Below are 25,826 nucleotides of genomic sequence, written 5' to 3'. Positions count from 1 at the left end.
GTATTACACCCGATTTTATCTAAAAAATGATTAAATTTTGGTAAAGCGAATTTAAATGAAATTAAAAAGTAATTTTTAATTAGGAATATTAAAGTTTTTTTTATTATTGTGAGTTTTTAAATATAAAAAAAGGTAGAAGTCAATGACTCCTACCTTCTTGTTAGAAAAAGTGTATATCTAAAAGATTATACGAATGAAATGAATGCCATTTGAGTAGCATCACCTCTTCTGATTCTAGTTTTAATGATAGATGTATATCCACCATTTCTAGTTTCGTACTTAGGTGCAATTTCATTAATTAATTTTTTAGTAGCTTCTTTGTCTTGTAATACAGCAAATACTAATCTGTGAGTATTTAAATCTGCATTTCTTGCAGTAGTTACTAATCTTTCAATAAATCTTCTTAATTCTTTTGCTTTTGGTACAGTTGTTTCAATCTTTTCTCTTTCGATGATTGCAATTGCCATGTTTTTTAACAATGCTTTTCTATGAGAAGAAGTTCTACTTAACTTTCTATATCCATGCTTATGTCTCATACTGTAAACCCTTAATTATGCTTTAAGTTGCTCTAATTTTCTTCTTAATGCAGAAGCAACGTTTTCTGGAAGTGTATTTTCAACTGGGAATCCTAAAGATTCTAATTTCTCAGCGATCTCATCGTAAGATTTTTTCCCTAAGTTTTTAATGTTTTTTACTTCAACTTCGCTCATAAGTACTAATTCACCTAAGAATTTTAATCCCGCTCTATCTAAAGAGTTGAATGATCTAGCACTTAAATTTAAATCATCAATTTTGATGATTAAATCTTTTAGTTCTACTGGCTCTTCACCTGCATCACTAACTGTTACTTCAGATAAATCAAATACTTTGTTAAATACTGACATTTGAGAATACATAACAGATACTGCTTCTTTAAAGGCAGTAATTGGAGAAATTTGTCCATTTGTTTGTACATTAAATACAGCTTTTTCAAAGTTAGGATTATCTTCAACTAACATTTTTTCTACATCGTAAACAACTTTTTTTACTGGAGTAAAGAAAGCATCTACTGGAATGTAATCTGGTCCAACGATGTCTCTGATATCTTCAGAAGGCATATAACCAATACCTTTTTGGATAATTACAGAGAATGTTAAATTACAATCAGAGTTAATAGTAGCTAAGTGAACATCAGGAGAAACTACTTCAACATCAGAGTTGATTAAGTCTTCACCTTTAATCTCTTTAGGTCCGTTAAACGAATATTCTACTACTACTTGCTCTTCATCGCCATTTATCTTAAACTTAATATTCTTAAGATTAATAACAAAAATAGCTATATCTTCTAGCATACCTCTTAATGAGTCAAACTCATGTGAAGCACCTTCAATTTTTACTGCAATTGGTGCGTAACCAACTGAAGAGCTTAATAAAAGTCTTCTTAAAGGGTGTGCCAAAGTAATTGCAAAACCACTTTCAAATGGATATGCAGAAATCTTAGCTTCATTATCACTAATGGCTTCGATTTCAACTTCTGTTGGTAAAAACGGTGTGTCTGCAAACTTTTTCATTGACTACCTTTTGCTGTTATTATTTAGAATATAACTCTACGATTAGTCTTTCTTCTACAGGAATAACAACTTCTTCTCTAGCTGGGATTCTTGTGAAAGTACCGCATACTTTATCTTTATCTACATTAACCCACTCAACTAAACCAGTTTGTGCAGTTAATTCTAAAGCTCTTACTACTTGAGGATTAGATTTAGATTTTTCTTTAATTTCAATTGTTTGACCTGGTCTAACAACAAAAGAAGGAATATCTACTTTTTTACCGTCAACTAAAACGTGACCGTGTGTTGTGAATTGTCTAGCGTTCGCTCTAGTTGAAGCGAATCCCATTCTATAAACAACGTTATCTAATCTTTGCTCAATTAAAGTAATTAGGTTTGAACCTGTGTTACCTTCGTTGTTAGCAGCTTTTTTGAAGTATTTTCTGAATTGTTTTTCAGAAACACCATACATGAATTTAGCTTTTTGCTTTTCTCTTAATTGTAAACCATACTCAGAAATTTTCGTTCTTCTTTGTCCGTGTTGTCCTGGAGCAAATGGTCTTTTTTCTAGAGCAGATTTTCCGTTAAGTCTTCTTTCACCTTTTAATCCAAGGTCTGCGTCTAATCTTCTTTCGATTTTTTCTACTGGTCCTCTATATCTTGCCATAATTGCCCCTTACACTCTTCTTCTTTTAGGTGGTCTACAACCATTATGTGGTAATGGTGTAACATCTTTAAACCATGTAACTCTGATACCTTCAATTGCACCAACAGATTTAACTGCAGTGTCTCTACCAGATCCTGGTCCTTGAATTTTAATACCAACGTTTTTGATACCATGTTCCATTGCTTTAGCCATAGCGTCTTCTACTGCTGCTTGTGCTGCGAATGGAGTAGATTTTTTACTACCTTTGAAACCTAAGTTACCAGCTGATGACCATGCGATAGCGTTACCTGCATTGTCAGTTACTGTTACCATAGTATTGTTGAAAGTTGCTGCAATGTGAACTACACCGTCAGCAATATTTTTTCTAACAATCTTTTTTCTAGTTACTTTTCTTTTTGCCATCTACTATCCCTTACTTCGCTGCTGCGCCAACAGTTTTCTTTTTACCTTTTCGAGTTCTAGCATTAGTTTTAGTCTTTTGCCCTCTACAAGGTAAACCTTTTCTATGTCTTAAACCTCTGTATGAACCTAAGTCCATTAAAGCTTTGATATCCATAGCAACTTTTTTTCTAAGATCACCTTCAACCATATAGTTTTTTTGTAATTCTTGTCTAATTGCCGCTGCTTCGTCTTCTGTTAGTTCGTGTGCTCTTTTGTTTAAATCAATTCCAACAGCATCTAAGATTAATCTAGAGTTATGTAATCCGATTCCGAAAATATACGTTAAAGCGTATTCCATTCTCTTTTTATTTGGTAAATCAACACCTGCGATTCTTGCCATGTCTTTTTATCCTTGTCTTTGTTTGTGTTTTTTGTTTTCGCAGATTACTCTTACGATACCTCTTCTTTTGATAACTTTACATTTATCACACATTTTCTTTACTGAAGCTCTTACTTTCATAAGTCTGTCCTCTTTGTTTGTGTTTTTACCACTTTCCAACAGGCAAGAGACGTTCACGAAGTTTTAACACTTCATCTTATCTCTCCAAGATTTTCTCTAATATTCAGGAGTAAAAATCTAAGAGCAATGAAGCTATTCGTTCATCGCTACTCCCACCAACTCTTTATAAAACACAAAAATTTTATAAAAACTTCTTCTTTGGTTGAAAAAATGGAACCGGATTATAGACAATATTAGCTTAAATATTGTTTAAAGTAGCATGATTAGTTTAAAGTTCTTTATAGTAAAATAACAAATCGATTAAAAAGGATAACAATTGTCAGAAATATATAAAAATGATTTAATCAATATTCAAATTGAAGAAAGTGAAATACCTTGGTTAAAAATATTTACTAATGAAAATATCAAAGAATTATCATCTTGTAATTATGAAACAAAAGAAGAAATATTTAGATGTCTAGATATTATTGAAAAAGAAATGTTAGATTATTTTAATCCTGAAAAAATAAATATTGCATCATTTGGAAATTATGTTCCACATGTTCATTTTCATATTATGGCTAGATTTAAAGAAGATTCATATTTTCCTGAACCTATGTGGGGAAAGAAACAAAGAGAAGCTAATCTTGATTTAGCCTCTTTTGAAGGTTTTTATGAGTTAATAAAAAGTAAGTTTTAAAACTTACTTTTTATCCATCAGCGTTAATTTGTGCAATTAACTCTTCTAATACTTGTGGAGCTTCTTCATGTGAAGGTTGACAACCACCAGCTGCATGATGACCACCACCACCATACTTAAGCATTAACTCACCAACATTTGTATTTGATGATTTATTAATAATAGATTTTCCAGTACTGTAAACTACATTTTGTTTATCTCTACCCCAAACAGTATGTATAGAAATATTTGTATCTGGATGCATTGCATATACTAAGAATCTATTTCCAGGGTAAATAATTTCTTCTTCTCTATAATCAATAATTAATAAGTTATTATGAATAGTTGTACATCTTTGTAACTGTTCTTTAAACTCTACTTCATATTTGAAATATAAATCAACTCTCTCTTTAACATCAGGTAAAGCTAAAATATCATCAATATCATGATCTTTACAATAATCAATTAAATCCATCATTAATTGATAATTTGAAACCGTAAACTCTCTAAATCTTCCAAGACCTGTTCTTGAATCCATTAAGAAGCTTAATAATTCCCAACCTTCTGGGTTTAAGATATCTTCTTTTGTAAATGCTGCACTATCTGCTTTATTAGCTGCAAACATCATACCTTTAAAAGTACCAGGGAATTTTTCCTCTGCTCCATAATATTGATATACAACTTCAGCAGCACTAGGTGCAGAAGCATCAATAATATGATTATCTTTTTCTTCATTTCTAATTGTTTCAGAAAAATGATGGTCAAATGCTAAATAAACACCATCAACATAAGGTAAGTTTGTTGTTATATCGTCTGAAGTAATTTCTACTTTTCCATCTTGCATGTCTTTTGGATGCACAAATGTAATTTCGTCAATGATTCCTAAATACTTTAGTAGTGTACCACATACTAAACCATCCATATCACTTCTTGTAACTAGTCTATATTTTTTGCTCATTTTAATATCCCAAAGAATAATTTTGGACTATTCTAGCATAAAAAATTATTAGTTTTTATTAAATAAGTTATTTTTGTAAATAAAGTGTGAGAATAACAATAAAGAAGGATTATCCTTCCTTATTATTTATTATTAATTACTTGTTAATGTAGTTAGCTATTACGTCACCCATTTCAGCAGTAGTTACAATTTCTTTAGCATCATATGCAGCTAAATCTTTTGTTCTATAACCGTCTTTAAGAACGTTTTTAATTGCAGTTTCAATCATATCAGCAGCTTTATCTTCACCAAGAGAGTATCTTAACATCATTGCAGCAGATTCAATTGTTGCAATTGGGTTAGCGATACCTTGTCCAGCAATATCAGGAGCAGAACCATGAATTGGTTCATAAACAGCAGTTTTATCTCCAGTTGAAGCTGATGGTAATAATCCAATAGAACCAACAACCATAGAAGCAGTATCAGATAAGATATCTCCAAAAATATTACCAGTTACAATAACATCAAATTGTTTTGGATTTCTTACTAATTGCATTGCAGCATTATCAACATACATATGAGATAATTCAACTTGAGGATAGTCTTTTGCAACTTCTTCAATTGTATCTCTCCATAATTGAGAAACTTCAAGTACGTTTGCTTTATCAACAGAACAAACTCTTTTATCTCTTTTCATTGCAAATTCAAAAGCTTGTTTACCAATTCTGATAATTTCATCTTTTGTATATACCATAGTATTGTATGCTCTTTCACCATCGTTAGCTCTTGGTTGACCAAAATAGATACCACCAATTAATTCTCTAACAACCATAATGTCACAACCTTGAATAACTTCAGGTTTTAAAGTAGATGCATTTACTAACTCGTCATAAACGATCGCAGGTCTTAAGTTAGCATATACACCTAATTCAGCTCTTAATTTTAAAAGCCCAGATTCAGGTCTTAATTCTCTTGGTAATGTATCCCATTTTTCTCCACCGATTGCTCCAAATAAACAAGCATCAGAGTTTAAAACTCCTGTTACTGTTTCATCAGGTAAAGGAACACCAGTTTCCTCATAGGCACATCCACCCATTAAATATTCTTTATAGTCTAATGTGAAATCACAAGCACCAGATACTGCATCTAAAACTTTAATAGCTTCATCAACAATCTCAGGACCAATTCCGTCACCTTTAATTAAAGAGATATTATATCTTTTCATTATTTACTTTCCTTTTCAGCTGCTTCTTTTTTTGCATAATTTATTAATCCACCAGCAGCAATTAATTCTTGCATAAACTCTGGTATTGCAATAAAGTCATAAGATTTATTAGTTGTATTATTAATAACTTTACCATTATCTAAATCAATAGAAATCTCTTCACCCTCTTTAATTTCTAAAGATTCAGGTAATTCAAAAATAGGTAAACCCATGTTAAATGCATTTCTATAAAAGATTCTTGCAAATGAAGGAGCAACAACAGCTGCAACACCTGCTGCTTTTAAAGCAATAGGAGCATGTTCTCTAGAAGAACCACAACCGAAGTTTTCTCCTGCCACAATAATGTCACCTTTTTGTAACTTATTAGGGAACTCAGGGTCCGCATCTTCCATAACATATTTAGCTAAATGCTCAGGGTCTGAGCTATTTAAATATCTTGCAGCGATGATAACATCAGTATCAATGTTTGCACCAAAATTCCATACTTTTCCAGTAATTCTATTCATATTTTGTATCCTTGTATTTAGTGAAATCATAGTGTTCCCTAAATATAAATATTTTCAAAAGAGATATTTTAGCTAAAAATTTAGTAATATTTGATTAAATATACTTTTTTTAATCATTACCTTAAGTATACTCGGTATAATATCAACCTATCTTAAAGAGAGGATTCCCCGTCAATGAGCGTAAAAGATTTAAATAAAGCAATTGAACAAACAGTTAAAGAATACAAAGACTCTATATTAACTTTTGAAAAAATTATTAAAATCTTTCCTAAAGCTCCTTCAGCTGCAAACGTAAAAAAATTTATAGCTTTGATTCAACTATATAATGTAACAGTTATTAGTTCACAAGAACAAGCTAAAAGAATGAATGCTGAAGAAGCAAAAAAGAAAAGAGAATTAAGAGAAAAGTTAATTGAGAACGAAGATGATGTATTTGATCTTCTAAAAAACAAGGAATTATTAGAGTGGTCTAGATCTGATTCTCCCGTAAGAATGTATTTAAGAGAGATGGGACAAATCCCTCTACTTACAAAAGAAGAAGAGATTGAGATTTCTAAAAAAATAGAAATGGGTGAAGATGTAATTCTTGATGCCATTTGTTATGTACCATATCTAATTGACTTCATTTTAGAATACAAAGAACCGTTAGTAAATAGAGAAAGAAAAGTTAAAGAACTTTTCAGAAACTTTGACGATGAAGATTCTGATGATTCTGATGAGCCAGAAGTTGAAGCTGCTGGTGATGATGATGAAGTAAATGGAAAAAAACAAAAGAAACTTGACAAAAGAGCTCATACAATTATTGAGTCATTCAAAGTTCTAGAAAAAGCAAAAAAAGATTGGCTTAAATTCTTAGCAAAAGAAGCAGCTAAATCTGAAGATGAAGTTCATCAAATGCAACACAACTTAGCAATTGCATTCAAAAAGAAAATTTTAAAAGAGGCTCTATTAGATTTAGGACCAACTTCAAAATTAATTTCTGAAATCGTAAAAGCTATGGAAACTGCATTAAAATCTGATACAGGTTTTGATTCTGAGCTTAAAAGATTAGAATATAGATTACCATTATTTAATGATACTCTATTACAAAATCACCAAAAAATTCTTGATAATATTGTAAATTTATCAAAAGTTCAAATTACTTCTATGGTTCCTGAAGCAACTATGGTTTCTACTTATATGGAAATCAAAAAACTGTTCCAAACAGCAGAAGCTTCTAAAGATGGTTTCGATTTAGAGCCTGAAGAATTAAAAGATGTATTAGAACAAATTAAAAGAGGTAAGCAAATTACTGATAAAGCTAAGACTAGAATGGCTAAATCAAACCTTAGACTTGTTGTATCTATTGCAAAAAGATATACAAATAGAGGTTTACCATTCCTAGACTTAATTCAAGAAGGTAATATTGGTCTTATGAAAGCGGTTGATAAATTCGAGTATAAAAAGGGATATAAATTCTCTACTTATGCTACATGGTGGATTAGACAAGCAATTTCAAGAGCCATTGCAGACCAAGCTAGAACTATTAGAATTCCAATTCACATGATTGAGACGATTAACAGAATCAACAAAATCATTAGAAAGGGAATCCAAGAAAATGGTAAAGAGCCAGATGTAGATGAGATCGCAAAAGAAGTAGGACTTGCAGTTGATAAGGTAAAACAAGTAATTAAAATTACTAAAGAACCTGTATCACTTGAAGCACCTATTGGATCTGATGATGATGGTAAATTTGGAGACTTCGTACCTGATGAAAAGGCACCAACTCCAGTTGATAACATTATGAAAGAAGATTTACAAGGACAAATTGACCAAATTCTTGCTCAGTTAAATGAGAGAGAACAAGCGGTTGTAAGAATGAGATTTGGACTAATGAATGATGCTTCTGATAGAACACTTGAAGAGATTGGTAAAGAGCTTTCTGTAACAAGAGAAAGAGTTAGACAAATCGAATCTAGTGCTATTAAGAAATTAAAGCATCCTAAAGTTGGTAAAAACCTTAAAAACTACGTAGAAAGTTAATAACATGAGCTTCTTTGAAGAATGGGTTGAACTAGACTTAAACCCAGTAATATCTTTTAGCTCTAATGCTAAGATAACTTATTCAAATAGTGAAGCTCAGTTTTTGTTAAGTCGAATTAAGCAGAAAGAGCTTTTCGAGTTAGCATTAAAACACGCTCCAAAATCTTTTGGGGCGGAAACTTCATATATTGATCTAACTATTAAAAACTACACATTTTATGCTATCACTGTTAAATATGAAAATGAAGATGAAATTCATATGAAACTATATAAAAGTGCAATGGTTAAAAAAGAATCAAAACTTAATATCCAAAATGTAAATAATACTAATATTTTTACACTACTTGATTTAGCAATTTCTTCAAACAAAATCAAAAATGATATTAATTATATTAAAAACTATGACCCTTCTATTCCTGATTTTAAATTAGATGCAAGTTCATTTATAAAAACATTAGGACAGATATTTGAAGCCTTTAGTAATGCTAGTACAATCAATTGTTCTATTATGCTAAAGATTGGTGAATATATTAGAATTGAGGGGAAAAAGTACTCATTAATTACTGTAGAAATAACATCAGATAAAACAAGTAATTTATCATCTGTACAACATAGAGATGACACCTCATTTATTTTATCATGTGAAGATAATAAAGCGACAATAGACTTGCCACTTCTTATCTGATTTGATAGTTTTAAAGCTTTTTAAATAAAAGCTTTGAAGCTAATACTCCAAGTGGAACTACACCAAGTCCAATCATAAATGCAATTGGAAGAAAAATACCATTATTGTTTAGAGCAAAGAATCCAAATAGTAATGAACCATAACCTAAAACTCTATAAATAGATAAAAACCCACCTGCTGAGAAAAGAGTATTTTTAAATGAATCTTTTCTAACTTTAGATTTCTCATCATTAATAATTTCTTTTATTTTCTCTGGTGTTAACTCTTCTTCTGGAATCTCTTCATATTCAGTATATAAATCATAAGGATCATCAATTTCATCAATCTTATCTCTATCTTCTGTTTTAGAAGTTTTTGACATATCAAGATTAGAGATTCTACTTTGAATATTTCTTTTATATGAAAGAAAAGAAGCGATTGTTATAAATAGCGAAGAGAAAAAAGCTACTTGAGTATTAAGTAACCAATGCATGCTTTCAAAGGCAAAAGAGTAAATAACTAAGCAAAGGTTAATAGCAATAAAAACCTTTGCAAAGTCTAAAATATGTTGATTAATCTTCATCATCTGAAGCTTTATCTCCATGTTTCGCTCTATGTGAATATCTAGGGTCGTTTTCCATACCTTCATATTGTTTTTGAGCTCTTTTATAAGCTCTATAAATATTTAATCCAGCAGCTGCAATACCCCAAAATAGTCCTAACCATAAAGTCCAACCATAACCAGTTAACTCTTTTAGTCCATATCCAATACCAAATCCAATAGCAACAGCTGCTATCATTGAAATACCTAAAGATAAGTTATCTAAGGCTTCAAGTTTTTCTCTATGTTTTGGTACATTATTTTCTTTATTATCCATAAAATATCCTTGATTATTTAATATATGAACAACAATAATCAGTAATAGTTTTTACTTTGATATCGAAGCTTGAATTAGCTGGAACATCAAATGAAGTGTCAGCAGTATAAGTATTCCAAGTATCAGAACCTGCAAGTTTAACTTCAACTTCTCCTGCCAAAATTTCCATTAATTCAGCTTGAGCTGTACCAAAGTTATACTCACCAATCATCATAATCCCAAGAGATTTACTTTCACCATTTTCATCAATAAAAGATCTACTTGTAACATTTCCATCAAAATAAATATTTGCTTTTTTTGTTAATTCAACGTTTTTTAAAGTTCCCATATCAACCTCTTATAAATTTTTCATAACTTCTGATGCTGCATTTATACAAGCATCAATATCTTCATCAGTAATTACTGTACAAATAAATCCAGCTTCATATTGAGAACAAGCAAAATAGAAACCTCTTTTAATCATTTCGTGGTGGAATTTACCAAATCTTTCAAAGTCACAAAAATCAGTAACTTCTTTGAAGTTTGTTGGCATTTTATCAGCGAAGAAGAATCCAAACATTGAACCTCTTGTATCCACTTGAAGACCGATATTATTTTGTTCTGCAACTTCTTTAAGTCCAGCAACTAATCTTGAAGCTTTTTCATTTAAAGCTGCATAAATTTCTGGATTTGCTTTTAATTTTCTAAGAGAAACTAAACCAGCACTCATAGCAACTGGATTTCCACTTAATGTACCTGCTTGGTAAACAGCTCCATCTGGTGATAAGTGACCCATGATTTCTTTATTTGAAGCAAATGCACCTACAGGCATACCTGCACCAATTACTTTACCAAATGTAATAATATCAGCTTTAGTTTCTAAGATTCCACTAGCACCTGTTAAAGAGGCTCTAAACCCTGTCATTACTTCGTCAAAAATTAATAATGCACCATTAGCATCACATAATTCTCTACAAACCTTTAAGAATTCTGGTGAAGCAGGAACTAATCCCATATTTCCAGCAATTGGCTCAATAATAATACAAGAGATATCATTTGAGTCTTCAAAACATTTTTTTAAGTTTTCAATATTGTTATATTCACATAATAAAGTGTGTTTAGTTAAATCAGCAGGAACTCCAGGAGAACTTGGTGCTCCAAATGTAGCCATACCAGAACCAGCTTGAACTAATAATGAATCAGAGTGACCGTGGTAACAACCCTCAAATTTTAAAATATCATTCTTACCAGTAACACCACGAGCAAGTCTAATAGCAGACATAACTGCCTCAGTTCCTGAACTTACAAATCTAACTTTATCAATGTAATCATACATATCAACAATTTCATTTGCTAATTCAGTTTCTAATGTAGTTGGTGCTCCAAAAGAAAGACCTTTTTTTGCAGTTGCAATTACTGCTTCTTCAATATCTTTATCACAATGACCAAAAATTAGTGGTCCCCAAGATTGTACAAAATCTAAGTATTTGTTGTTATCAACATCAAAAAGATAAGCACCCTCACCTCTATCAATAAACGGTGGAGTTCCTCCTACACTTTTAAATGCTCTAACTGGTGAATCAACCCCACCAGGAATTACTTCACAAGCTTCTTCGTATGCTTTAACTGAATTATCAAACATCTATTATCCTAATAATAATTTAATTTTAGATAGGATACCCAAAAATATATTTATGATATATTAATAAGCCCATTAAACAGTAGTTTTGAAGCAGATTAATAAAGAATTTTTCACACTGTTAATAATCTATTAGTTTACTTTGAATATAATCTTTTTATGAAAATAATTATATTTGCCTTTGTTGTATCCATTTCCCTGCACTTATTACTATTTAAACAATATAAAATTGAAAAAGCTGCGCAAACTAAAACAAATAAAAATATAGACCATAAAAAATCAAATGTACAATTTGTAAAACTAAAACAAATCGCGCCAAAGCCCATAAAAAAAGAGATTAAAAAAGTAGAGCCAAAAAAAATAGTTGAAATTAAAAAACCAGCTATAAAAAAGCCTATTGTAAAAAAGAAAGTAAAAAAACAGATAACAAGAACTTTACCAAAAAAATATATCAAAACTAAAAAAACTGTAACTTATCAGAAAAAAAGAGTAAAAAAGCCAACACCTGTAAAACAAGTTCAAAAAAGAAAAACAATACAAGAAAAAACCCTTGAAGATTTTCTATCACAAAAAGAGCCTGTAAATAATAAAGTTTTAAATGAACTACAAAGGTTATATGGAAGAGAATATCAAACCTTTACAAAGGTGCAAAAAGCATATTTAGAAAAGAATCTTAACAATTTTCAAGTAATTACACAAAGGGTTTTAACAAGACTTGGATATCCTAAGTTAGCAGCAAAATTAAGATTATCTGGGAAAAATATAGTAGAATTTATGTATTATCCAAATGGTAATATTAAAAATCTTAAAATTACCAATTCATCTGGTTATGCTGTATTTGATGACTATTCATTAAAATTAATAGAAATTGCATACAAAGATTATCCTAGGCCTAAAACACCTACAAAACTAAAATTTCAAGTTCATTATAGAATATACTAAAGGAAACAAAACATGACAACAAACGAAAGTTATTTCAGAAAACTTATAAAAGGTGAAATTAGCCTTTCTATTACTTTTTGGATTTGGTTTGTATTTGCAAATTTATTACTAAATGTTTTTTTTGGTTTCAACATAGGTGAAGATAGTTTTGAGATTACTGAATCTGATAAGATTATAGATTTCTCTCTTTATTCTCTTAGAATTATTTATACAATTTTTATTTTTATAGCGGTAATTAGAAGTGCCAATAAATATTTAGGTTCAAAATTCTGGAGTTTTATGGCTAAGATTATGGTTACAATAAATCTTATGTTTTCATTATTTGCGTTAAATGATTTAGCAAAAATATACTTTATGGAAGAGTACATAATAAAAAGTGAAATTGAAAAACTAAAAGATCAACTTCCAATCAAAGTGGATTCATATACTCAATTACAAAATGTTGAGATAGTTGAAAAAAATATTGCTTATACTTATCAATTACTTAGTCTAAATATTCAAAAAAATAGAATGCCAAGATTAAAAAACTTTAGAAAAAGAGTTCAAGAATCTATTTGTGAAGATGAAAACTATTTAAAACTATTAAAAAAAGATTATGTTTTAAACTATACATATCTTGATAACAAAGGTACTAAATTTCTAAATGTAAAAACAGATGTAGCTTCTTGTGGAAAAAGTGTCTATGATTTAGATATCTTAAAACAAATTCTAAAAGCCCAAGGTCAGATGTAAAATATAGGAAAATACTCCTATATTTACTGATTCAAAAACTCTTTTTACATAGACTTAAACAAAATCTAGTAAAATACAAAAATTTATAATATATTTCAAGGTTACTAAATAAATGTTAACAGATAAAATAAGAACAAAACAAAGTGGTATTTTATTATACGGTATCACACCTCCAAAAGTAAAACATACATCTGAAGAGATCGAAGTTATTGCTAAAAAACATGTTGATAGAATTTCAAAATTAGACATTGATGGTTTAGTTTTATATGATATTCAAGATGAATCAGACAGAACAGATGAAAAAAGACCTTTCCCTTTTATCAAAACTCTAAATCCTTGTGAGTACTCAAAAAAATATTTACAAGATTTAAAAACTCCAAGAATTGTATATAGAGCTGTGGGAAATTTCACTAGTGAAAAATTTACTGCATGGTTAGAAGAGACTAAACAAAGCCAAGTGCACTCTGTATTTGTTGGAGCTGCTTCACATGAACAGCAAAACAATATTACTCTAAGAGAAGCTTATAGTTTAAAAAGAGAAGTAAATGATAACTTATGTTTAGGTGGAATTACAATTCCAGAAAGACATACAAAAAAACATAATGAACATGAAAGAGTATTCGCAAAAATTGATAGTTCTTGTGAATATTTTATTACTCAATGTGTTTACGACTTAGAAGCTGCAAAGATCTTCTTAAGTGATTATGCTAAATACTCAAAAGAGAATAATAAAGAAATGGTTCCTATTATTTTCACATTAACTCCTTGTGGAAGTGCTAAAACATTAGACTTTATGAAATGGTTAGGGATTAATATTCCAAATTATTTAGAAGAGGATTTAAAAGATTCTGGAAATATTCTAGAAGAATCAGTAAGATTATCTAAAATGTTCTTTGAGGAATTATATATCTTTGGTAAAAAAAGAGGTATTCCAGTTGGTTGTAACGTTGAGAGTGTTGCAATTAGAAAAGAAGAAATTGATGCTTCAGTAGATTTATTAAATGAAGTAAAAAAGATTATCAAAGATAACGAATAATATTTTTAATAAAGTAAAAGAAAATCTTTTACTTTATTGTTGCTAATACCAACTCTCTTAAAGTCTTACAAGCAACTGCTGTAGATACTCCACTAGCATCATGTTTTGGACTCAATTCAACAACATCAATACCTACTACATTCTCTAATTTTGATAAAGTACCAATAATTTCTAACATCTGATGAAAATTAATTCCACCAGGCTCCGGCGTTCCAGTCCCAGGAAATACAGAAGGATCAAAAACGTCTAAATCTATAGTAATATATACAGGTTCATTAATTAGAGCTTCTACCCTACTCTCTAGAGTATTAAAAGTGAACTTTTCTAGGTGTGCATGTTCTTTTGCCCATTCAAACTCTTCTTTAAGTCCTGACCGAATACAGAATTGATTTAATTTACCATCTCCAACTAAATCATATATTCTTCGCAAAACCGTAGCATGTGAAAATTCTTCCCCTAAATAATCTCTTCTTAAATCTGTGTGAGCATCAAAATGAATGATATTTAAATCTGGATATTTTTTCACTAATGATTTTACAGGAGCATAAGAAACTAAATGTTCTCCTCCAATCATAATTGGTTTTTTTCCTGCTTGTACGATTTCATCAACTGTTTCTTCAATCATTCGTAAAGCATTCATTTTATCACCAAAAGGTAATTCTAGATTTCCAAAATCAAATAGAGATAAATCTTCTAAATCTTTATCTAAATAAGGAGAATAACTCTCAATAGCCCAAGAATCTTCTCTCATTGCACTTGGTGCAAATCTAGCACCTGGTTTAAATGAAGTAGTTCCATCAAAGGGTACTCCAAATAATACAGCTTGTGACTCTTCAAAATTTTCTTCAAATCCTATAAAAGTATTACTTTGTGCTTTCATGTTTATAATTTCCTCTCATAATTGTACATATCCATGTATCTAAATGCTAATAAATTTTCTAATATTGCGAATATTACAGCAAAATTAATAAAAGAACTCCCACCATAGGAAAACAATGGCAATGGTAATCCAACAACTGGAGCAAAACCAATAACCATAAGTATATTTACACTCATATTCAAAAACAACAATAGCGCAAGCCCTGAAGCAAACGCCCGTATGACGTAATCATCTTTGAAATAATAGTTCATGGTTAGTAAGTGCATAATCAGTAAAACATAAATAAATATCAAGCCTACTGAACCTAAAAACCCATATCTTTCAACAAAATATGCAAAAATAAAATCACTAGTTGCAATTGGCAAAAATTTTAACTGTGTTTGAGTTGCATCCTCACTTAATTTACCAACTAAACCACCTGAACCTATGGCAATAATTGATTGTTGTACGTGATAACTAGGTTTTTCAGAAATAAAATCTTTAATTCTTTTTTTCTGATAATCTTTGATTAAATATGTATACATAAAGGGAGAAGAAATGGCAATTGTCAAAATAATTCCTGCCCAAATTTTCCAATTTACACCAATAATAAATAAAATTCCATAACCAACTAAAAGCATAACAAGAGCTGTTCCTAAGTCTGGCTCTTTTGCAATTAAAAGAAATGGCAACAAAATATAAAATGAAAAATACATAAAATCAATAAATCCATAGCCATTTTTAGGGGGTGGTCTACTGTGTATTAAATAACCTAACATTAAAATATATATAGGTTTTATCAACTCTGATGGTTGTATAGTCGTATTCAAAATAGGCATAGGAAGCCATCTTTTTGCACCAAGTTTTGTAACACCCCAAAATTCAACCGCTAGTAGTAAAATAATTCCAAGCCAATAAAGAAAAGGTATGATTCTTAACTTCTTTCTTATAGGCAAAATGAAGACTACTGCAAAGGCAAAAAATGAAATTGTAAAGTAGATTAATTGTTTATTCGCTAATATTTCATTTGTTTCACTGATTAGGTGATGTGATAAAAACACCAATGGTAAAACAAAAATGATTAACAAATAATCAAAATGGGATATAATTCTCTTATCAAATAAACGCATAGTGAAAGAGTATCTAAATATGGATAAAAATTTTATTGTTCAAGAAGCAAATAGATTAGATAAATTTCTGGCATCACAGATTGATGCTTCAAGAAATCAAATAGAACAACTTATAAAAAAAGAGTTTGTTAAAGTAGATGGTAAGACGGTTTCTAAAACTGGTCTAAAATTAAAAGAAAATCAAGAGATTGAAGTGCATTTTCCTCAAGCTGAGTTAAATCCAGTGAAAGATGAAGAGTTTGTAAAAGAATCACTAAAAGATAAAAATGTAAAAATAATATATGAAGATGATCATATTCTTGTAGTAAATAAACCAGCTGGTTTAACAGTACATGATGCTCCAAGTGTAAAAGATGCAACTCTTGTAGATTGGTTAAAACTAAAAAACATTTCTCTCTCAACTATTTCAGGAGAAGAGCGACATGGAATTGTACATAGATTAGATAAAGGAACAACTGGAGTAATGGTTGTTGCTAAAACTAATGAAGCACATGTTGGATTATCAAAACAATTAGAAGCTAAATCAATGGGTAGATATTACTTGGCAGTTATTGATTTACCTCTTAAAGATAATATAATAATCGAAAAACCAATAGGAAGAAATCCAAATAATAGACTAAAAATGTCTATTGAATCTAATGGTAGAAATGCTAAATCAGCATTCGCAAAAATTGCTCTTAGTAAGAATGAAAAATTTGAACTAGTTGCTGCAAAATTATTTACAGGTAGAACACACCAAATCAGAGTACATTTAGGCTCGATAAATAGGCATATTCTAGGTGATAATTTATATGGTTTTAAGGGCGAATTAAATAAAATAAATAGATTTTATTTACACGCATATAATCTATACTTAACTCACCCTATCACAAATGAAGATATGAGTTTCAAAGCAGATTTACCAGAAGACATAAATAATTTTTTAAATAACAACTTTCAAATGGAGATGATAAATGACAACATTAGTGAAAACGACATCATTAGCAGCTTCACTTCTTTTACTTAGTGGATGTAGTGGATTAAGCAACTTAGGTACACCTACAAAACCAAAAGTTGACGAAACAGTTGAAGTAATTGACAGCAAATCGATTAAATCGATTGCTGACATTACTTCAATTGCTTTTGAATGGAAAAAAGTAGAAGACCCAAAAGTAGTTGGATACAACTTCTACAGAGCTAATATGCACAAAGATGGCAGAAGATTAAAACTTATCAAATCTCTTGATAACAGATACACTACGCACTTTGTTGATACAAAACTAGAACCTAACACAAAATATGTTTATCAAATATCTTCTAAAGCAATGAATGGTAGTGAATCAAATACTACTACAGCTTATGTAACACAAACAGCGGCTAGAGCTTTACCAGTTAGTTTTGCACAAGGTATTTCTGATTTACCAAACAGAATCAAACTTGTATGGAGACCACATCCTGATTTAAGAATCAGATATTATGAAATCCAAAAATTTGATACTGGATTAAACAAATGGAAATTACTAAAAAGAATTGACGGAAGACTAAATGCTGAATACATTGATGATCGTTTAGGTAATAACAAAGTTTATAAATACAGAATTACTGCATTAACTTACGAAGATGTAGCAACTCAACCAACAGAAGTTATTACAGCAAAAACTAAACCTTTACCAATTGGAGCTCAAAACTTCCAAGCAACTGTAAATCAACCTAAAAAGATTGTATTAACTTGGGAACCTTCTCCAACTGAGGATGTATTAAAATATTCTATTCATAGAAGTTTATTTGAAAGTTTAGGATTTAGTAAAGTTAAAGAAGTTTCAAAAGACACTCTTTCAGTAACTGATAAAATCGATTCAGATGGAAAAACTTACTACTACAAAGTTTTTGCAATTGATAAAGACCATTTAAGAAGTTCTGATAAGATTGATTCAAGAATGGGTATGACTTTAAATAAACCTGCAAAACCTGTTATTACACTTGCACAGATTCAAGGTTCTAAAGCAATTTTAAACTGGTCTGCTGGTGATAAAAGAGCTATGTCATACAATGTTTATAAAACAACAGAAGTTAGCTTTTTTGAATCTAAAACAGAAAAATTCACTGATATCAAAGGCCTTAGGTTTGAAGATAACAACATCATCAATGGAGTACAATACAAATACTCTATTCAATCAAATGATGAATATGGATTAATGTCAGAAAAAACTGATGATGCAGAATTAATCCTTCCAAAAATTAAAAATTAAAAATAGTAAAGTAGACAATGCCACATATCGTATTTAATAAAAAAGAATTAATCACTACACCTTCTTCACATGAAGGTGTAGATTTTAAATTTATAGCAAAATCGTATAATTTCACTGACTATGAAAGAAATACGGAATATAAAGTTGCTGTTGAGACTCAAGAAAAAGAGTTTTTATTAACAATTAAAAATAAAGACCAAGATCATATGCTTAAAATTGACAAGGTTACAAGAGTTGCTCCTGTAACAATTGTTAAAGATGCCTTGAACTCTTATGCAAGTGCTGTTGATGCAAATATTGTATTTTCAAATACAAATACAATCAACGTTAAAATGGAACCACAAAAACAATATTTAAAAGATATTAACTATTTTGTTGATGAGTTCAAAACAGATAAAGAGATTCAAATTGAAATTGGTTTTGGAAGTGGTAGACACCTAATTCACCAAGCAAAAGAAAATCCTGATGTTCAATTTATTGGTTTAGAGATTCATACACCTTCAATTGAACAAGCATTAAAACAATTAGAACTTCAAAATATTACAAATGTTTTAATTGTTAATTATGATGCAAGATTATTCATGGAGTTTATTAAATCTAATCAAGTTGGAAAAGTATTTGTACACTTTCCAGTTCCTTGGGATAAAAAACCACATAGAAGAATTTATTCTAATGAGTTTATCAATGAAGCATTAAGAGTTCTTAAAGTTGGTGGAACGTTAGAACTTAGAACTGATAGTAGAAAGTATTTTGATTACTGTACTGAACTTCTTACAAATCTTCCAACAGGAAGAATTACAATCGATATCAACAAAGATTTACCAGTTATTAGTAAATATGAAGATAGATGGAGAAAACAAGGTAAGAATATCTATGATGTAGTTTTAACAGCAGCTAGTGAAGATGAGCAAGTAGTAATTGATACTGATTTCTCATTTGATTTAGAAATTGAAGACTATTTAGAATTCATAAAAAATGTTTCTACGAAACCAATTGTTGAAAAAGGTTTCTTTATTCATATTGAAGATTTATTTACAATTGAGAATAAAGAAAATTCTGGATTAATTGAACTTACAATGGGTAACTTTGATAGACCTGTAAGTAAATATATTCTAGTTGAAAATGGAAAACTTTCTTATTATCAAGGAAATCCTTTACCAACTAGCTCAAATATAAAAGCACATAAAAAATTAAAAGAGATTATTAGTAAATGATAGAAGCAAAAAATATATACTTATCATACGATGATAATAAATATATTATAAAAAAAGGTAATTTTAGCATTAAGCCTAGAGAGTTCATCTTCATTGGTGGAAACTCGGGTAGTGGTAAATCTACTTTATTAAAATCATTCTATGGAGAAATCCCTTTAAAACATGGTAGTTTAAAAATTGAAGGTCAAGAAGTTCTTGGTATTCGAGGGAAAAAGCTAAGAGTTTTAAGAAAAGATATTGGTATTATATTCCAAGATTATAAACTAATCAATGAATATACTATTGAAGAAAATATCATGATACCTCTTAAAATTAATGGTTATTCAAACGAAGTATCAAAAGACCAAGCAAATAAACTACTAGCACATGTAAAACTAGGACATAGAGCTGGATATTATCCAAATGAGCTAAGTGGTGGTGAGCAACAAAGAGTTGCTGTTGCACGTGCACTTGCTCATAATCCAAAAATCATTATTGCTGATGAACCTACAGGAAATCTTGATGATTATTCTGCTGATGTTGTATGGAACCTATTAAAAGGTGCAAATGAACAACTAGGTATTACAGTAGTTGTTGTAACACATAGAGTTCCTAGAAACTTAGGAATTAAGTTTAGACAACTATCACTAGAGGATGGAATTATTTATGAAGTTTCTTAAGAATATTTTCGCATTTTTAATTCCCTTAACTGCTATGTTATTAGCATTTTCTATTTATTTATTAATAGATAATGTAGTAGATAACTATAAAACAAAGATATCAAAAGATTATTCTATTGTTATAGTTACAAATACGCCATTAATAAAAGATAATATTGATGAATTAGCAGGAATTAAAGTAGAAAGAATTCAGACTTTACAAAAAAAGAAGATTATCAACGATATCAAATCAAATCTTTCAAATACTTCTATCAAATTATTAAAAAGAAAATTACCTAACTTCTATCAAATTTATTTAGAAGTATTCCCTACGACTAGTGAATTAGAGAAAATCAAAGATACTCTTTTACAAAATAAAAACATTAGAAAAGTAGAAGTTTTCTCAAAAAACCATAATCAAACATATTTATTATTAGTTTTATTAAATAGTGTTTCATTTATTTTATTTACTATTATTACTATATTTGCCATTATAATTATTGCAAAACAGGTAAAACTTTGGTTTCACGAACATAGTACTAAAATAGCCATTTTAAGACTACATGGAGCGTCTATTCTATATAGTGCATCAAGTGTATTAAATTATGCTATTATGAGTTCACTAATATCATTTATTACAGTTGGTGCATTCTTGTATTATGTATCAAATAATATGATGGTTATATTTCCCGTAGAACTACAGTCAATTATTGATGTTGAAATCGATTTTAACTATGAGTTATTCAAAATATTTATACTATCATTTAGTATTTCTATTTTTACAATTATTGGGGTTTTATTAAAATATAAAATAAATAATGACTAAACTATTTCTTGCATTAATTATAATAATTAACTATTCGTATGCATCTACGAAAACTATTGATAAGAAGATTCATAATAATCAAAGTATCTTAAATAAGAGTGCCTCAAAAAAGAAGCAAACAGCTCTAAAAATAAAAGGTCTTTCTGACAAAATCAATAAACAAAATAGAAATATTATAAAATTAGAAAGAGATATTAAAAGAGTTAATACTGATATTGATAAACATACTATTTTATTATCAGAATCAAAAAATAAAATAAAACAACTAAAGAAAAAATCTACTAACTTAATCAGAGAAAAAAAAGGAAATGAAGAACAAATCGTTGATACAATCATCGAAGATTTTTCTACTTCTATTGCTTTAAAACTAGCTTCTAAAAATAGTTTAAAAGAGATGGTTGATAGTGAAGTTTATACTATTCTTTCTGAAAACTCTAAAGATCAAATATTAAAACTAAACAATAATTATGATTTACTAACTAACAATACGAAAGTAAATGAGAAGAAAATTAAAAAGATTTCTTCGTATATTAAAGATAGACAAAAAACAAAAAAGACTTTAAATACTTTAAAAACAAAACACTCTAAGTCTTTAATAGATTTAGAACAACAACATAAGTCTTATCAAAAAGAATTAAAAAACGTAATTCAAAAACAACAATCTTTACAAAACCTTCTTTCAAAGCTAAATATTTTAAAAGAAAAAGAGATCAAAAAAGAGAAAGCTAAAAGAGCTAGATTAGCAAGACTTGCTGCCTTAAAAAAGAAGAAACAGAAAAAAAGCACAAAGACAAACTCAATTGACACAGCAGAGGTTAGAAATCAAAAGTATGCTAAGAACTTAAACCTAGATGTTAGAAAAATTGGTTCTTCAACTGCTGGTGTAAAAATCACTAGATATAGAGGTAGAAAAACTATAGCTCCTCTAAAATCATTTAAAGTAGTGAAAAAATTCGGTACTTATTATGATCCAATTTATAAAATTAAACTATTTAATGAATCTGTTGTATTAAAAACAAGAAAGAAAAAAGCTAAAGTAGTATCAGTATTAAATGGTAAAGTTGTATATGCTAAGAAAAATGCTGGTATGTTAGAAAACGTTGTAATTGTGCAACATCAAAACGGATTACATACAATCTACTCTCACTTAGATGAAATAGCTCCAACTCTAAAAGTTGGAAAATGGATTAAAAAAGGATATGTTATTGGTAGAGTTAATAACAACCTTACATTCCAAGCTACTAAAAACTCATCTCATATTAACCCAAAAGACTTATTTAGAATATAGTGTTACTTTTTTATACATAATTTTTTCATTATGTATTCATATTGTAGTTCCTAAAAGTTACACTATGCTATTTTATTGCTACGTTTATAATATTTTGCTTAAAATATTATATTAATATCATATCTAAAGGATTTAATGTCATATCGATTTCATATCGATTAAATCTATTTAAGTAGGTAACATGAAAGAAAATGTTCAAAGTATGGTTACAGATACAAAGATTGTAGATACTACATCTAATCCCGCACCACTTGGTTTATGCGCTTTTGGTATGACAACTGTTTTATTAAACATCCATAATATTGGATTTACAGAACTTGACAGTATGATTTTAGCAATGGGTGTATTCTTTGGTGGATTCGCTCAAATCTTAGCAGGGTTAATGGAGTTCAAAAAGAATAATACTTTTGGTACAACTGCATTTACAGCTTATGGTGTATTTTGGTTAACTTTAGTAACACTAATTATTCTACCAAAGATGGGACTAATTGATGCTCCATCAAAAATTGCAATGGGATTCTATTTATCAATTTGGGGATTATTTACATTAATGCTTTTCATTGGTACATTCAGAATTAGCAAAGCTTTACAATTTGTCTTTGGATCTTTAACTGTACTATTTTTCCTTTTAGCTATTGGTGATTTTACAGGAAATACTCTGTTTACACAAATTGCTGGTGTTGAAGGTGTTGTATGTGGTTTAGTAGCAATATATGCAGGACTTGCACAAGTTCTAAATGAATTATATCAAGATGATGTTTTTCCTCTTGGAATAGTTAAGTAGCTGTTTTTTACAAATAAGAAGGATCTCTCCCCTTCTTATTTCTTTTTATCTATAAATTTACTCTAATAAAAGCTTTCTCATAATCCAACTATATAAGATGTATGCTATAATTGCATAAAATTTTCAAAAGGAAATAACATCTTTTTAATAGATCAATCAACAAAAAATCAATTTAAACATTTTTGTAAACAAAACAATCCAAAAGATATGGAAACAGCTATTGAATACTTTACTGTATTTGGTGGAATGGATATCAAAATTGATACAACAAAACCACTAACAGAATTAATAGAAAAATATATCTTAAAAGATTACACATACCTAAGAAATAATGTACATAACCTAACAGGTGGATATAGTGTAGATCACGCTGTATTATCAGGAATTGCATTAGGAGATAGAAGAACATATTCATCATTCAAAAGAGCTCATATTACTTTTGAACAAGGAATGAAATGTGTTGAGAACTTAACTGAAAGAGGAATTGTTGAAATTGAATCTTCTCAAAACTTTTTAGTTAATAAAAGAGGTGATAGTAAAATTGCTAAAAAACTTCTATTTACTACTCCTTTTTTACGATTTTGGTTTGCATTTGTTTCACCAATTTACAAAGGAATCAAAGAAGGTGACTTCAAAGAATTCTATGAAAAATATGAAGCTAGAAAAGCTGATTTTAGTGATTTTATTTTTGAAGAGTTAGGATTAGAACTTATTACTGATTTATACAAAGATGATGAGATTAAAAACATTGGTAAATACTGGGATGATAATATAGAAATTTCATTAGTTGCTAAAACTAAATCAGGAAAAATTATTGCAGGGAACTGTAAACAAACAAACTCAAAACTTAAAAAAAGTGATTTAAACAAGCTAAAAGCTGATTGTGAAACAATTGGATTAAAAGCTGATATTCATACACTATTTACAAAAAAAGGTTTTACTACAGAGCTTAAGGGAATGAAAAGTGAAACAATCAAACTTTTAACTACTAGAAACCTAAAAATATTACTAGAAGAGTCTAAATAATTGAACTTAGTTGGTTTTGATTATATAAACGAAAAAGATAAAGAGTTAGCAAAACTTTTTATCTCTTCAAAAGATACAAAGAAATACATCTTAGGTATTAATAGACTTACAAAAAGTATTTGTAAGCATATAGAAGTTGATGGAATCATTGATGACTTTACAAGAGTACAAAGTTCAAGAAAAAAGAAAAATATAGTTACTATTGAAGAAGTACCAAAAGATGCAATTATATTATGTACAGCAACAGGAAGTCCTCTTGAAGTAATAGCTAAACTTGATGAGCTTGGATATACACATTTTAACTATCTTTCTTTTTATAGATACTCAAATCTACAATTAAATCAACCACCTTTTATGGATGATTTTGAAGATGATTTTAAACAGAATGAAAAAGAGTATCAAAAAACTTATAATTTATTAGCTGATGAAAAATCAAAAGAAGTTTTTACAAAAGTCTTAAATTTCAAAATGACTTATGATTTTGAGTTTATGAATGGATTTACGAATAACTTCGATGAACAGTATTTCGATAGTGAGCTAATACCAGATATTAAAAACATAAACTTTGTAGATGGTGGAGGATATATTGGTGATACATTAAAACCTATAATGAACCATTTTCCAGATTTCAATAAGATTTATTGTATTGAACCAAATGACTTACATATAAATATTGCAAAGAAGAACTTCTCTGAATATGAAAATATTGAGTTTATCAACTGTGGCCTTGGAAACAAAGTTCAAAACTCTAATGATAAAGATGAAAGCCAAACAAACTGTGCTCATGACTATCAAGCTTTGAATATCAATACCTTAGATAATCTAATAAAAGAAAAAGTTGATTTTATCAAAATGGATATTGAAGGTGCAGAACAAGATGCAATTGAGGGTTCAAAAGAAACTATTCTAAAGTATCACCCTATTCTTGCTATTTGTATCTATCATAAAGCAGCAGATTGGTACAAAGTACCTCAAATGGTACTAGATATCAAAAAAGAGTATACAGTCTATATAAGACACTATATGGAAGGTATATACGAAACTGTTATGTATTTTATTCCAAAGAAGTAATTTTTACTTCTTTGAATAAACTAACTAGAAACTACTTTTAATCCTACTATTGAAATCACTAATGTACTAATGAAAAACAATCTTAGAACTGATGAAGGTTCATTATAAAAAAAGATTCCAACTAATACAGTACCTACTGCACCAATACCTGTCCAAATAGCGTAAGCAGTGCCAATTGGAATACCTTCTAATGCTTTTGTTAATAAATAAAAACTTGTAGCTGCAAAAACTAAAAATGCAATTGTAGGTACTAACTTAGTAAAATTCTCTGTTAATTTTAATGTAGAAGCAAATAACACTTCAAATAAACCTGCTGCTATTAAATAAATCCATGCTGTCATGATTTTGTCCTTTTAAATATATCTTTCCCAGAAAGATAACATCAATATACTTAAATATATCTTACTAAGAAAGATACTTTTATTTAAACTATGATAAAATTAACCT

General features: G+C 29.2%; 31 protein-coding genes. 15 read left to right on the top strand and 16 right to left on the bottom strand.

Annotation, left to right across the window (positions count from 1 at the left end; all coding sequences use genetic code 11):
- Positions 1–185: 185 nt before the first annotated feature.
- Genes rplQ through rpmJ form a run of 6 tightly spaced genes read right to left on the bottom strand, consistent with a single transcriptional unit; the run spans position 186 to position 3,097 of the window.
- Entirely contained in the window at positions 186–536 is a 351-nt protein-coding gene (rplQ, locus tag ALEK_RS07920) for a 50S ribosomal protein L17 (protein ID WP_071625702.1), read from the bottom strand.
- Between the two features lie 15 nt (positions 537–551).
- Entirely contained in the window at positions 552–1,550 is a 999-nt protein-coding gene (locus ALEK_RS07915; protein WP_071625703.1) for a DNA-directed RNA polymerase subunit alpha, read from the bottom strand.
- A 19-nt stretch (positions 1,551–1,569) separates the two neighbouring features.
- Positions 1,570–2,196, bottom strand: coding sequence for a 30S ribosomal protein S4 (gene rpsD, locus ALEK_RS07910; RefSeq protein WP_071625704.1), 627 nt, complete (start codon positions 2,194–2,196; stop codon positions 1,570–1,572).
- 9 nt (positions 2,197–2,205) lie between these two features.
- A complete protein-coding gene (rpsK, locus tag ALEK_RS07905; protein WP_071625705.1) occupies positions 2,206–2,598 on the bottom strand; it encodes a 30S ribosomal protein S11 in 393 nt (130 codons plus the stop codon).
- A 10-nt stretch (positions 2,599–2,608) separates the two neighbouring features.
- Positions 2,609–2,977 carry a 30S ribosomal protein S13 gene (gene rpsM / locus ALEK_RS07900; protein ID WP_071625706.1) on the bottom strand — a complete coding sequence of 123 codons (369 nt, stop codon included), beginning with the start codon at positions 2,975–2,977 and terminating at the stop codon, positions 2,609–2,611.
- A gap of 6 nt (positions 2,978–2,983) precedes the next feature.
- Positions 2,984–3,097, bottom strand: a complete 114-nt coding sequence (rpmJ, locus tag ALEK_RS07895; protein WP_004509205.1) for a 50S ribosomal protein L36 — start codon at positions 3,095–3,097, stop codon at positions 2,984–2,986.
- Positions 3,098–3,413: 316 nt separating this feature from the next.
- Between rpmJ and ALEK_RS07890 the strand changes: the two genes are divergently transcribed.
- Complete coding sequence (locus ALEK_RS07890; protein WP_071625707.1) at positions 3,414–3,776, top strand: HIT family protein; 363 nt, start codon at positions 3,414–3,416, stop codon at positions 3,774–3,776.
- Positions 3,777–3,786: 10 nt separating this feature from the next.
- Here ALEK_RS07890 and ALEK_RS07885 read toward each other — a convergent pair whose 3' ends face one another.
- The 3 genes from ALEK_RS07885 to ALEK_RS07875 all read right to left on the bottom strand — a co-directional run bounded on the left by ALEK_RS07885 (position 3,787) and on the right by ALEK_RS07875 (position 6,423).
- Positions 3,787–4,713, bottom strand: a complete 927-nt coding sequence (locus ALEK_RS07885) for an exopolyphosphatase (RefSeq protein WP_071625708.1) — start codon at positions 4,711–4,713, stop codon at positions 3,787–3,789.
- Between the two features lie 136 nt (positions 4,714–4,849).
- A complete protein-coding gene (gene leuB, locus ALEK_RS07880) occupies positions 4,850–5,917 on the bottom strand; it encodes a 3-isopropylmalate dehydrogenase (protein ID WP_071625709.1) in 1,068 nt (355 codons plus the stop codon).
- A complete protein-coding gene (locus ALEK_RS07875; protein WP_083574576.1) occupies positions 5,917–6,423 on the bottom strand; it encodes a 3-isopropylmalate dehydratase small subunit in 507 nt (168 codons plus the stop codon). Before ALEK_RS07875 ends, leuB begins: the two co-directional genes overlap by 1 nt.
- Positions 6,424–6,597: 174 nt before the next feature.
- Here ALEK_RS07875 and rpoD point away from each other — a divergent pair, with 174 nt between their 5' ends.
- Positions 6,598–8,445 carry an RNA polymerase sigma factor RpoD gene (gene rpoD / locus ALEK_RS07870; RefSeq protein ID WP_071625710.1) on the top strand — a complete coding sequence of 616 codons (1,848 nt, stop codon included), beginning with the start codon at positions 6,598–6,600 and terminating at the stop codon, positions 8,443–8,445.
- A 4-nt stretch (positions 8,446–8,449) separates the two neighbouring features.
- Positions 8,450–9,130, top strand: a complete 681-nt coding sequence (locus tag ALEK_RS07865; protein ID WP_071625711.1) for a hypothetical protein — start codon at positions 8,450–8,452, stop codon at positions 9,128–9,130.
- A 10-nt stretch (positions 9,131–9,140) separates the two neighbouring features.
- Here the strand turns inward: ALEK_RS07865 and ALEK_RS07860 are convergent, their stop codons facing one another.
- From ALEK_RS07860 to hemL, 4 genes are read right to left on the bottom strand one after another with little or no spacing between them, the layout of a single operon-like run.
- Positions 9,141–9,695, bottom strand: a complete 555-nt coding sequence (locus ALEK_RS07860) for a hypothetical protein (RefSeq protein ID WP_071625712.1) — start codon at positions 9,693–9,695, stop codon at positions 9,141–9,143.
- A complete protein-coding gene (locus tag ALEK_RS07855; RefSeq protein WP_071625713.1) occupies positions 9,682–9,987 on the bottom strand; it encodes an AtpZ/AtpI family protein in 306 nt (101 codons plus the stop codon). The genes ALEK_RS07860 and ALEK_RS07855 overlap by 14 nt, the downstream gene beginning before the upstream one ends.
- A 13-nt stretch (positions 9,988–10,000) precedes the next feature.
- On the bottom strand, positions 10,001–10,315 hold the full coding sequence (gene ppnP, locus ALEK_RS07850; protein WP_071625714.1) for a pyrimidine/purine nucleoside phosphorylase: 315 nt from the start codon (positions 10,313–10,315) through the stop codon (positions 10,001–10,003).
- Positions 10,316–10,324: 9 nt separating this feature from the next.
- On the bottom strand, positions 10,325–11,608 hold the full coding sequence (gene hemL / locus ALEK_RS07845; protein WP_071625715.1) for a glutamate-1-semialdehyde 2,1-aminomutase: 1,284 nt from the start codon (positions 11,606–11,608) through the stop codon (positions 10,325–10,327).
- A gap of 156 nt (positions 11,609–11,764) precedes the next feature.
- Between hemL and ALEK_RS07840 the strand changes: the two genes are divergently transcribed.
- From ALEK_RS07840 to ALEK_RS07830, 3 genes are all read left to right on the top strand, one after another.
- Complete coding sequence (locus tag ALEK_RS07840) at positions 11,765–12,547, top strand: energy transducer TonB (protein ID WP_071625716.1); 783 nt, start codon at positions 11,765–11,767, stop codon at positions 12,545–12,547.
- Between the two features lie 12 nt (positions 12,548–12,559).
- Positions 12,560–13,279, top strand: a complete 720-nt coding sequence (locus tag ALEK_RS07835; protein ID WP_071625717.1) for a hypothetical protein — start codon at positions 12,560–12,562, stop codon at positions 13,277–13,279.
- A 112-nt stretch (positions 13,280–13,391) separates the two neighbouring features.
- Positions 13,392–14,315, top strand: a complete 924-nt coding sequence (locus ALEK_RS07830; RefSeq protein ID WP_071625718.1) for a methylenetetrahydrofolate reductase — start codon at positions 13,392–13,394, stop codon at positions 14,313–14,315.
- Between the two features lie 28 nt (positions 14,316–14,343).
- Here the strand turns inward: ALEK_RS07830 and speB are convergent, their stop codons facing one another.
- Together speB and ALEK_RS07820 are read right to left on the bottom strand one after the other, a co-directional pair.
- Complete coding sequence (speB, locus tag ALEK_RS07825) at positions 14,344–15,195, bottom strand: agmatinase (protein ID WP_071625719.1); 852 nt, start codon at positions 15,193–15,195, stop codon at positions 14,344–14,346.
- A 2-nt stretch (positions 15,196–15,197) separates the two neighbouring features.
- On the bottom strand, positions 15,198–16,304 hold the full coding sequence (locus ALEK_RS07820; protein ID WP_071625720.1) for an FtsW/RodA/SpoVE family cell cycle protein: 1,107 nt from the start codon (positions 16,302–16,304) through the stop codon (positions 15,198–15,200).
- A 19-nt stretch (positions 16,305–16,323) separates the two neighbouring features.
- Here ALEK_RS07820 and ALEK_RS07815 point away from each other — a divergent pair, with 19 nt between their 5' ends.
- The 9 genes from ALEK_RS07815 (at position 16,324) to ALEK_RS07775 (ending at position 25,379) form a co-directional block, all read left to right on the top strand.
- Entirely contained in the window at positions 16,324–17,310 is a 987-nt protein-coding gene (locus tag ALEK_RS07815; RefSeq protein WP_071625721.1) for an RluA family pseudouridine synthase, read from the top strand.
- Positions 17,258–18,532: a fibronectin type III domain-containing protein gene (locus ALEK_RS07810; protein ID WP_228146248.1), complete on the top strand. Its 1,275-nt coding sequence runs from the start codon at positions 17,258–17,260 to the stop codon at positions 18,530–18,532. Before ALEK_RS07815 ends, ALEK_RS07810 begins: the two co-directional genes overlap by 53 nt.
- A gap of 17 nt (positions 18,533–18,549) precedes the next feature.
- Complete coding sequence (gene trmB, locus ALEK_RS07805; protein WP_071625722.1) at positions 18,550–19,746, top strand: tRNA (guanosine(46)-N7)-methyltransferase TrmB; 1,197 nt, start codon at positions 18,550–18,552, stop codon at positions 19,744–19,746.
- Positions 19,743–20,405 (top strand): cell division ATP-binding protein FtsE, encoded by a 663-nt coding sequence (locus ALEK_RS07800; RefSeq protein WP_071625723.1) that lies wholly within the window; start codon positions 19,743–19,745, stop codon positions 20,403–20,405. Before trmB ends, ALEK_RS07800 begins: the two co-directional genes overlap by 4 nt.
- The gene (locus ALEK_RS07795) at positions 20,392–21,210 is read left to right on the top strand and encodes a cell division protein FtsX (protein WP_071626123.1); all 819 of its coding nucleotides are present in this window, start codon (positions 20,392–20,394) and stop codon (positions 21,208–21,210) included. Before ALEK_RS07800 ends, ALEK_RS07795 begins: the two co-directional genes overlap by 14 nt.
- Entirely contained in the window at positions 21,203–22,498 is a 1,296-nt protein-coding gene (locus ALEK_RS07790) for a murein hydrolase activator EnvC family protein (RefSeq protein WP_071625724.1), read from the top strand. Before ALEK_RS07795 ends, ALEK_RS07790 begins: the two co-directional genes overlap by 8 nt.
- 181 nt (positions 22,499–22,679) lie before the next feature.
- The gene (locus ALEK_RS07785; RefSeq protein WP_071625725.1) at positions 22,680–23,282 is read left to right on the top strand and encodes an acetate uptake transporter; all 603 of its coding nucleotides are present in this window, start codon (positions 22,680–22,682) and stop codon (positions 23,280–23,282) included.
- A gap of 207 nt (positions 23,283–23,489) precedes the next feature.
- Positions 23,490–24,308: a DUF234 domain-containing protein gene (locus ALEK_RS07780; protein WP_173424126.1), complete on the top strand. Its 819-nt coding sequence runs from the start codon at positions 23,490–23,492 to the stop codon at positions 24,306–24,308.
- Positions 24,309–25,379: an FkbM family methyltransferase gene (locus ALEK_RS07775; protein ID WP_071625727.1), complete on the top strand. Its 1,071-nt coding sequence runs from the start codon at positions 24,309–24,311 to the stop codon at positions 25,377–25,379.
- A gap of 20 nt (positions 25,380–25,399) precedes the next feature.
- On the opposite strand, the gene ALEK_RS07770 is transcribed toward ALEK_RS07775, so the two are convergent.
- Complete coding sequence (locus ALEK_RS07770; RefSeq protein WP_071625728.1) at positions 25,400–25,720, bottom strand: DMT family transporter; 321 nt, start codon at positions 25,718–25,720, stop codon at positions 25,400–25,402.
- Positions 25,721–25,826 lie beyond the last annotated feature (106 nt).

The organism is Poseidonibacter lekithochrous, assembly GCF_013283835.1.
Classification (GTDB): Bacteria; Campylobacterota; Campylobacteria; order Campylobacterales; family Arcobacteraceae; genus Poseidonibacter; species Poseidonibacter lekithochrous.
Note: the sequence above shows the minus strand (reverse complement) of the source record. Positions and strands in the feature narration are given on the sequence as shown.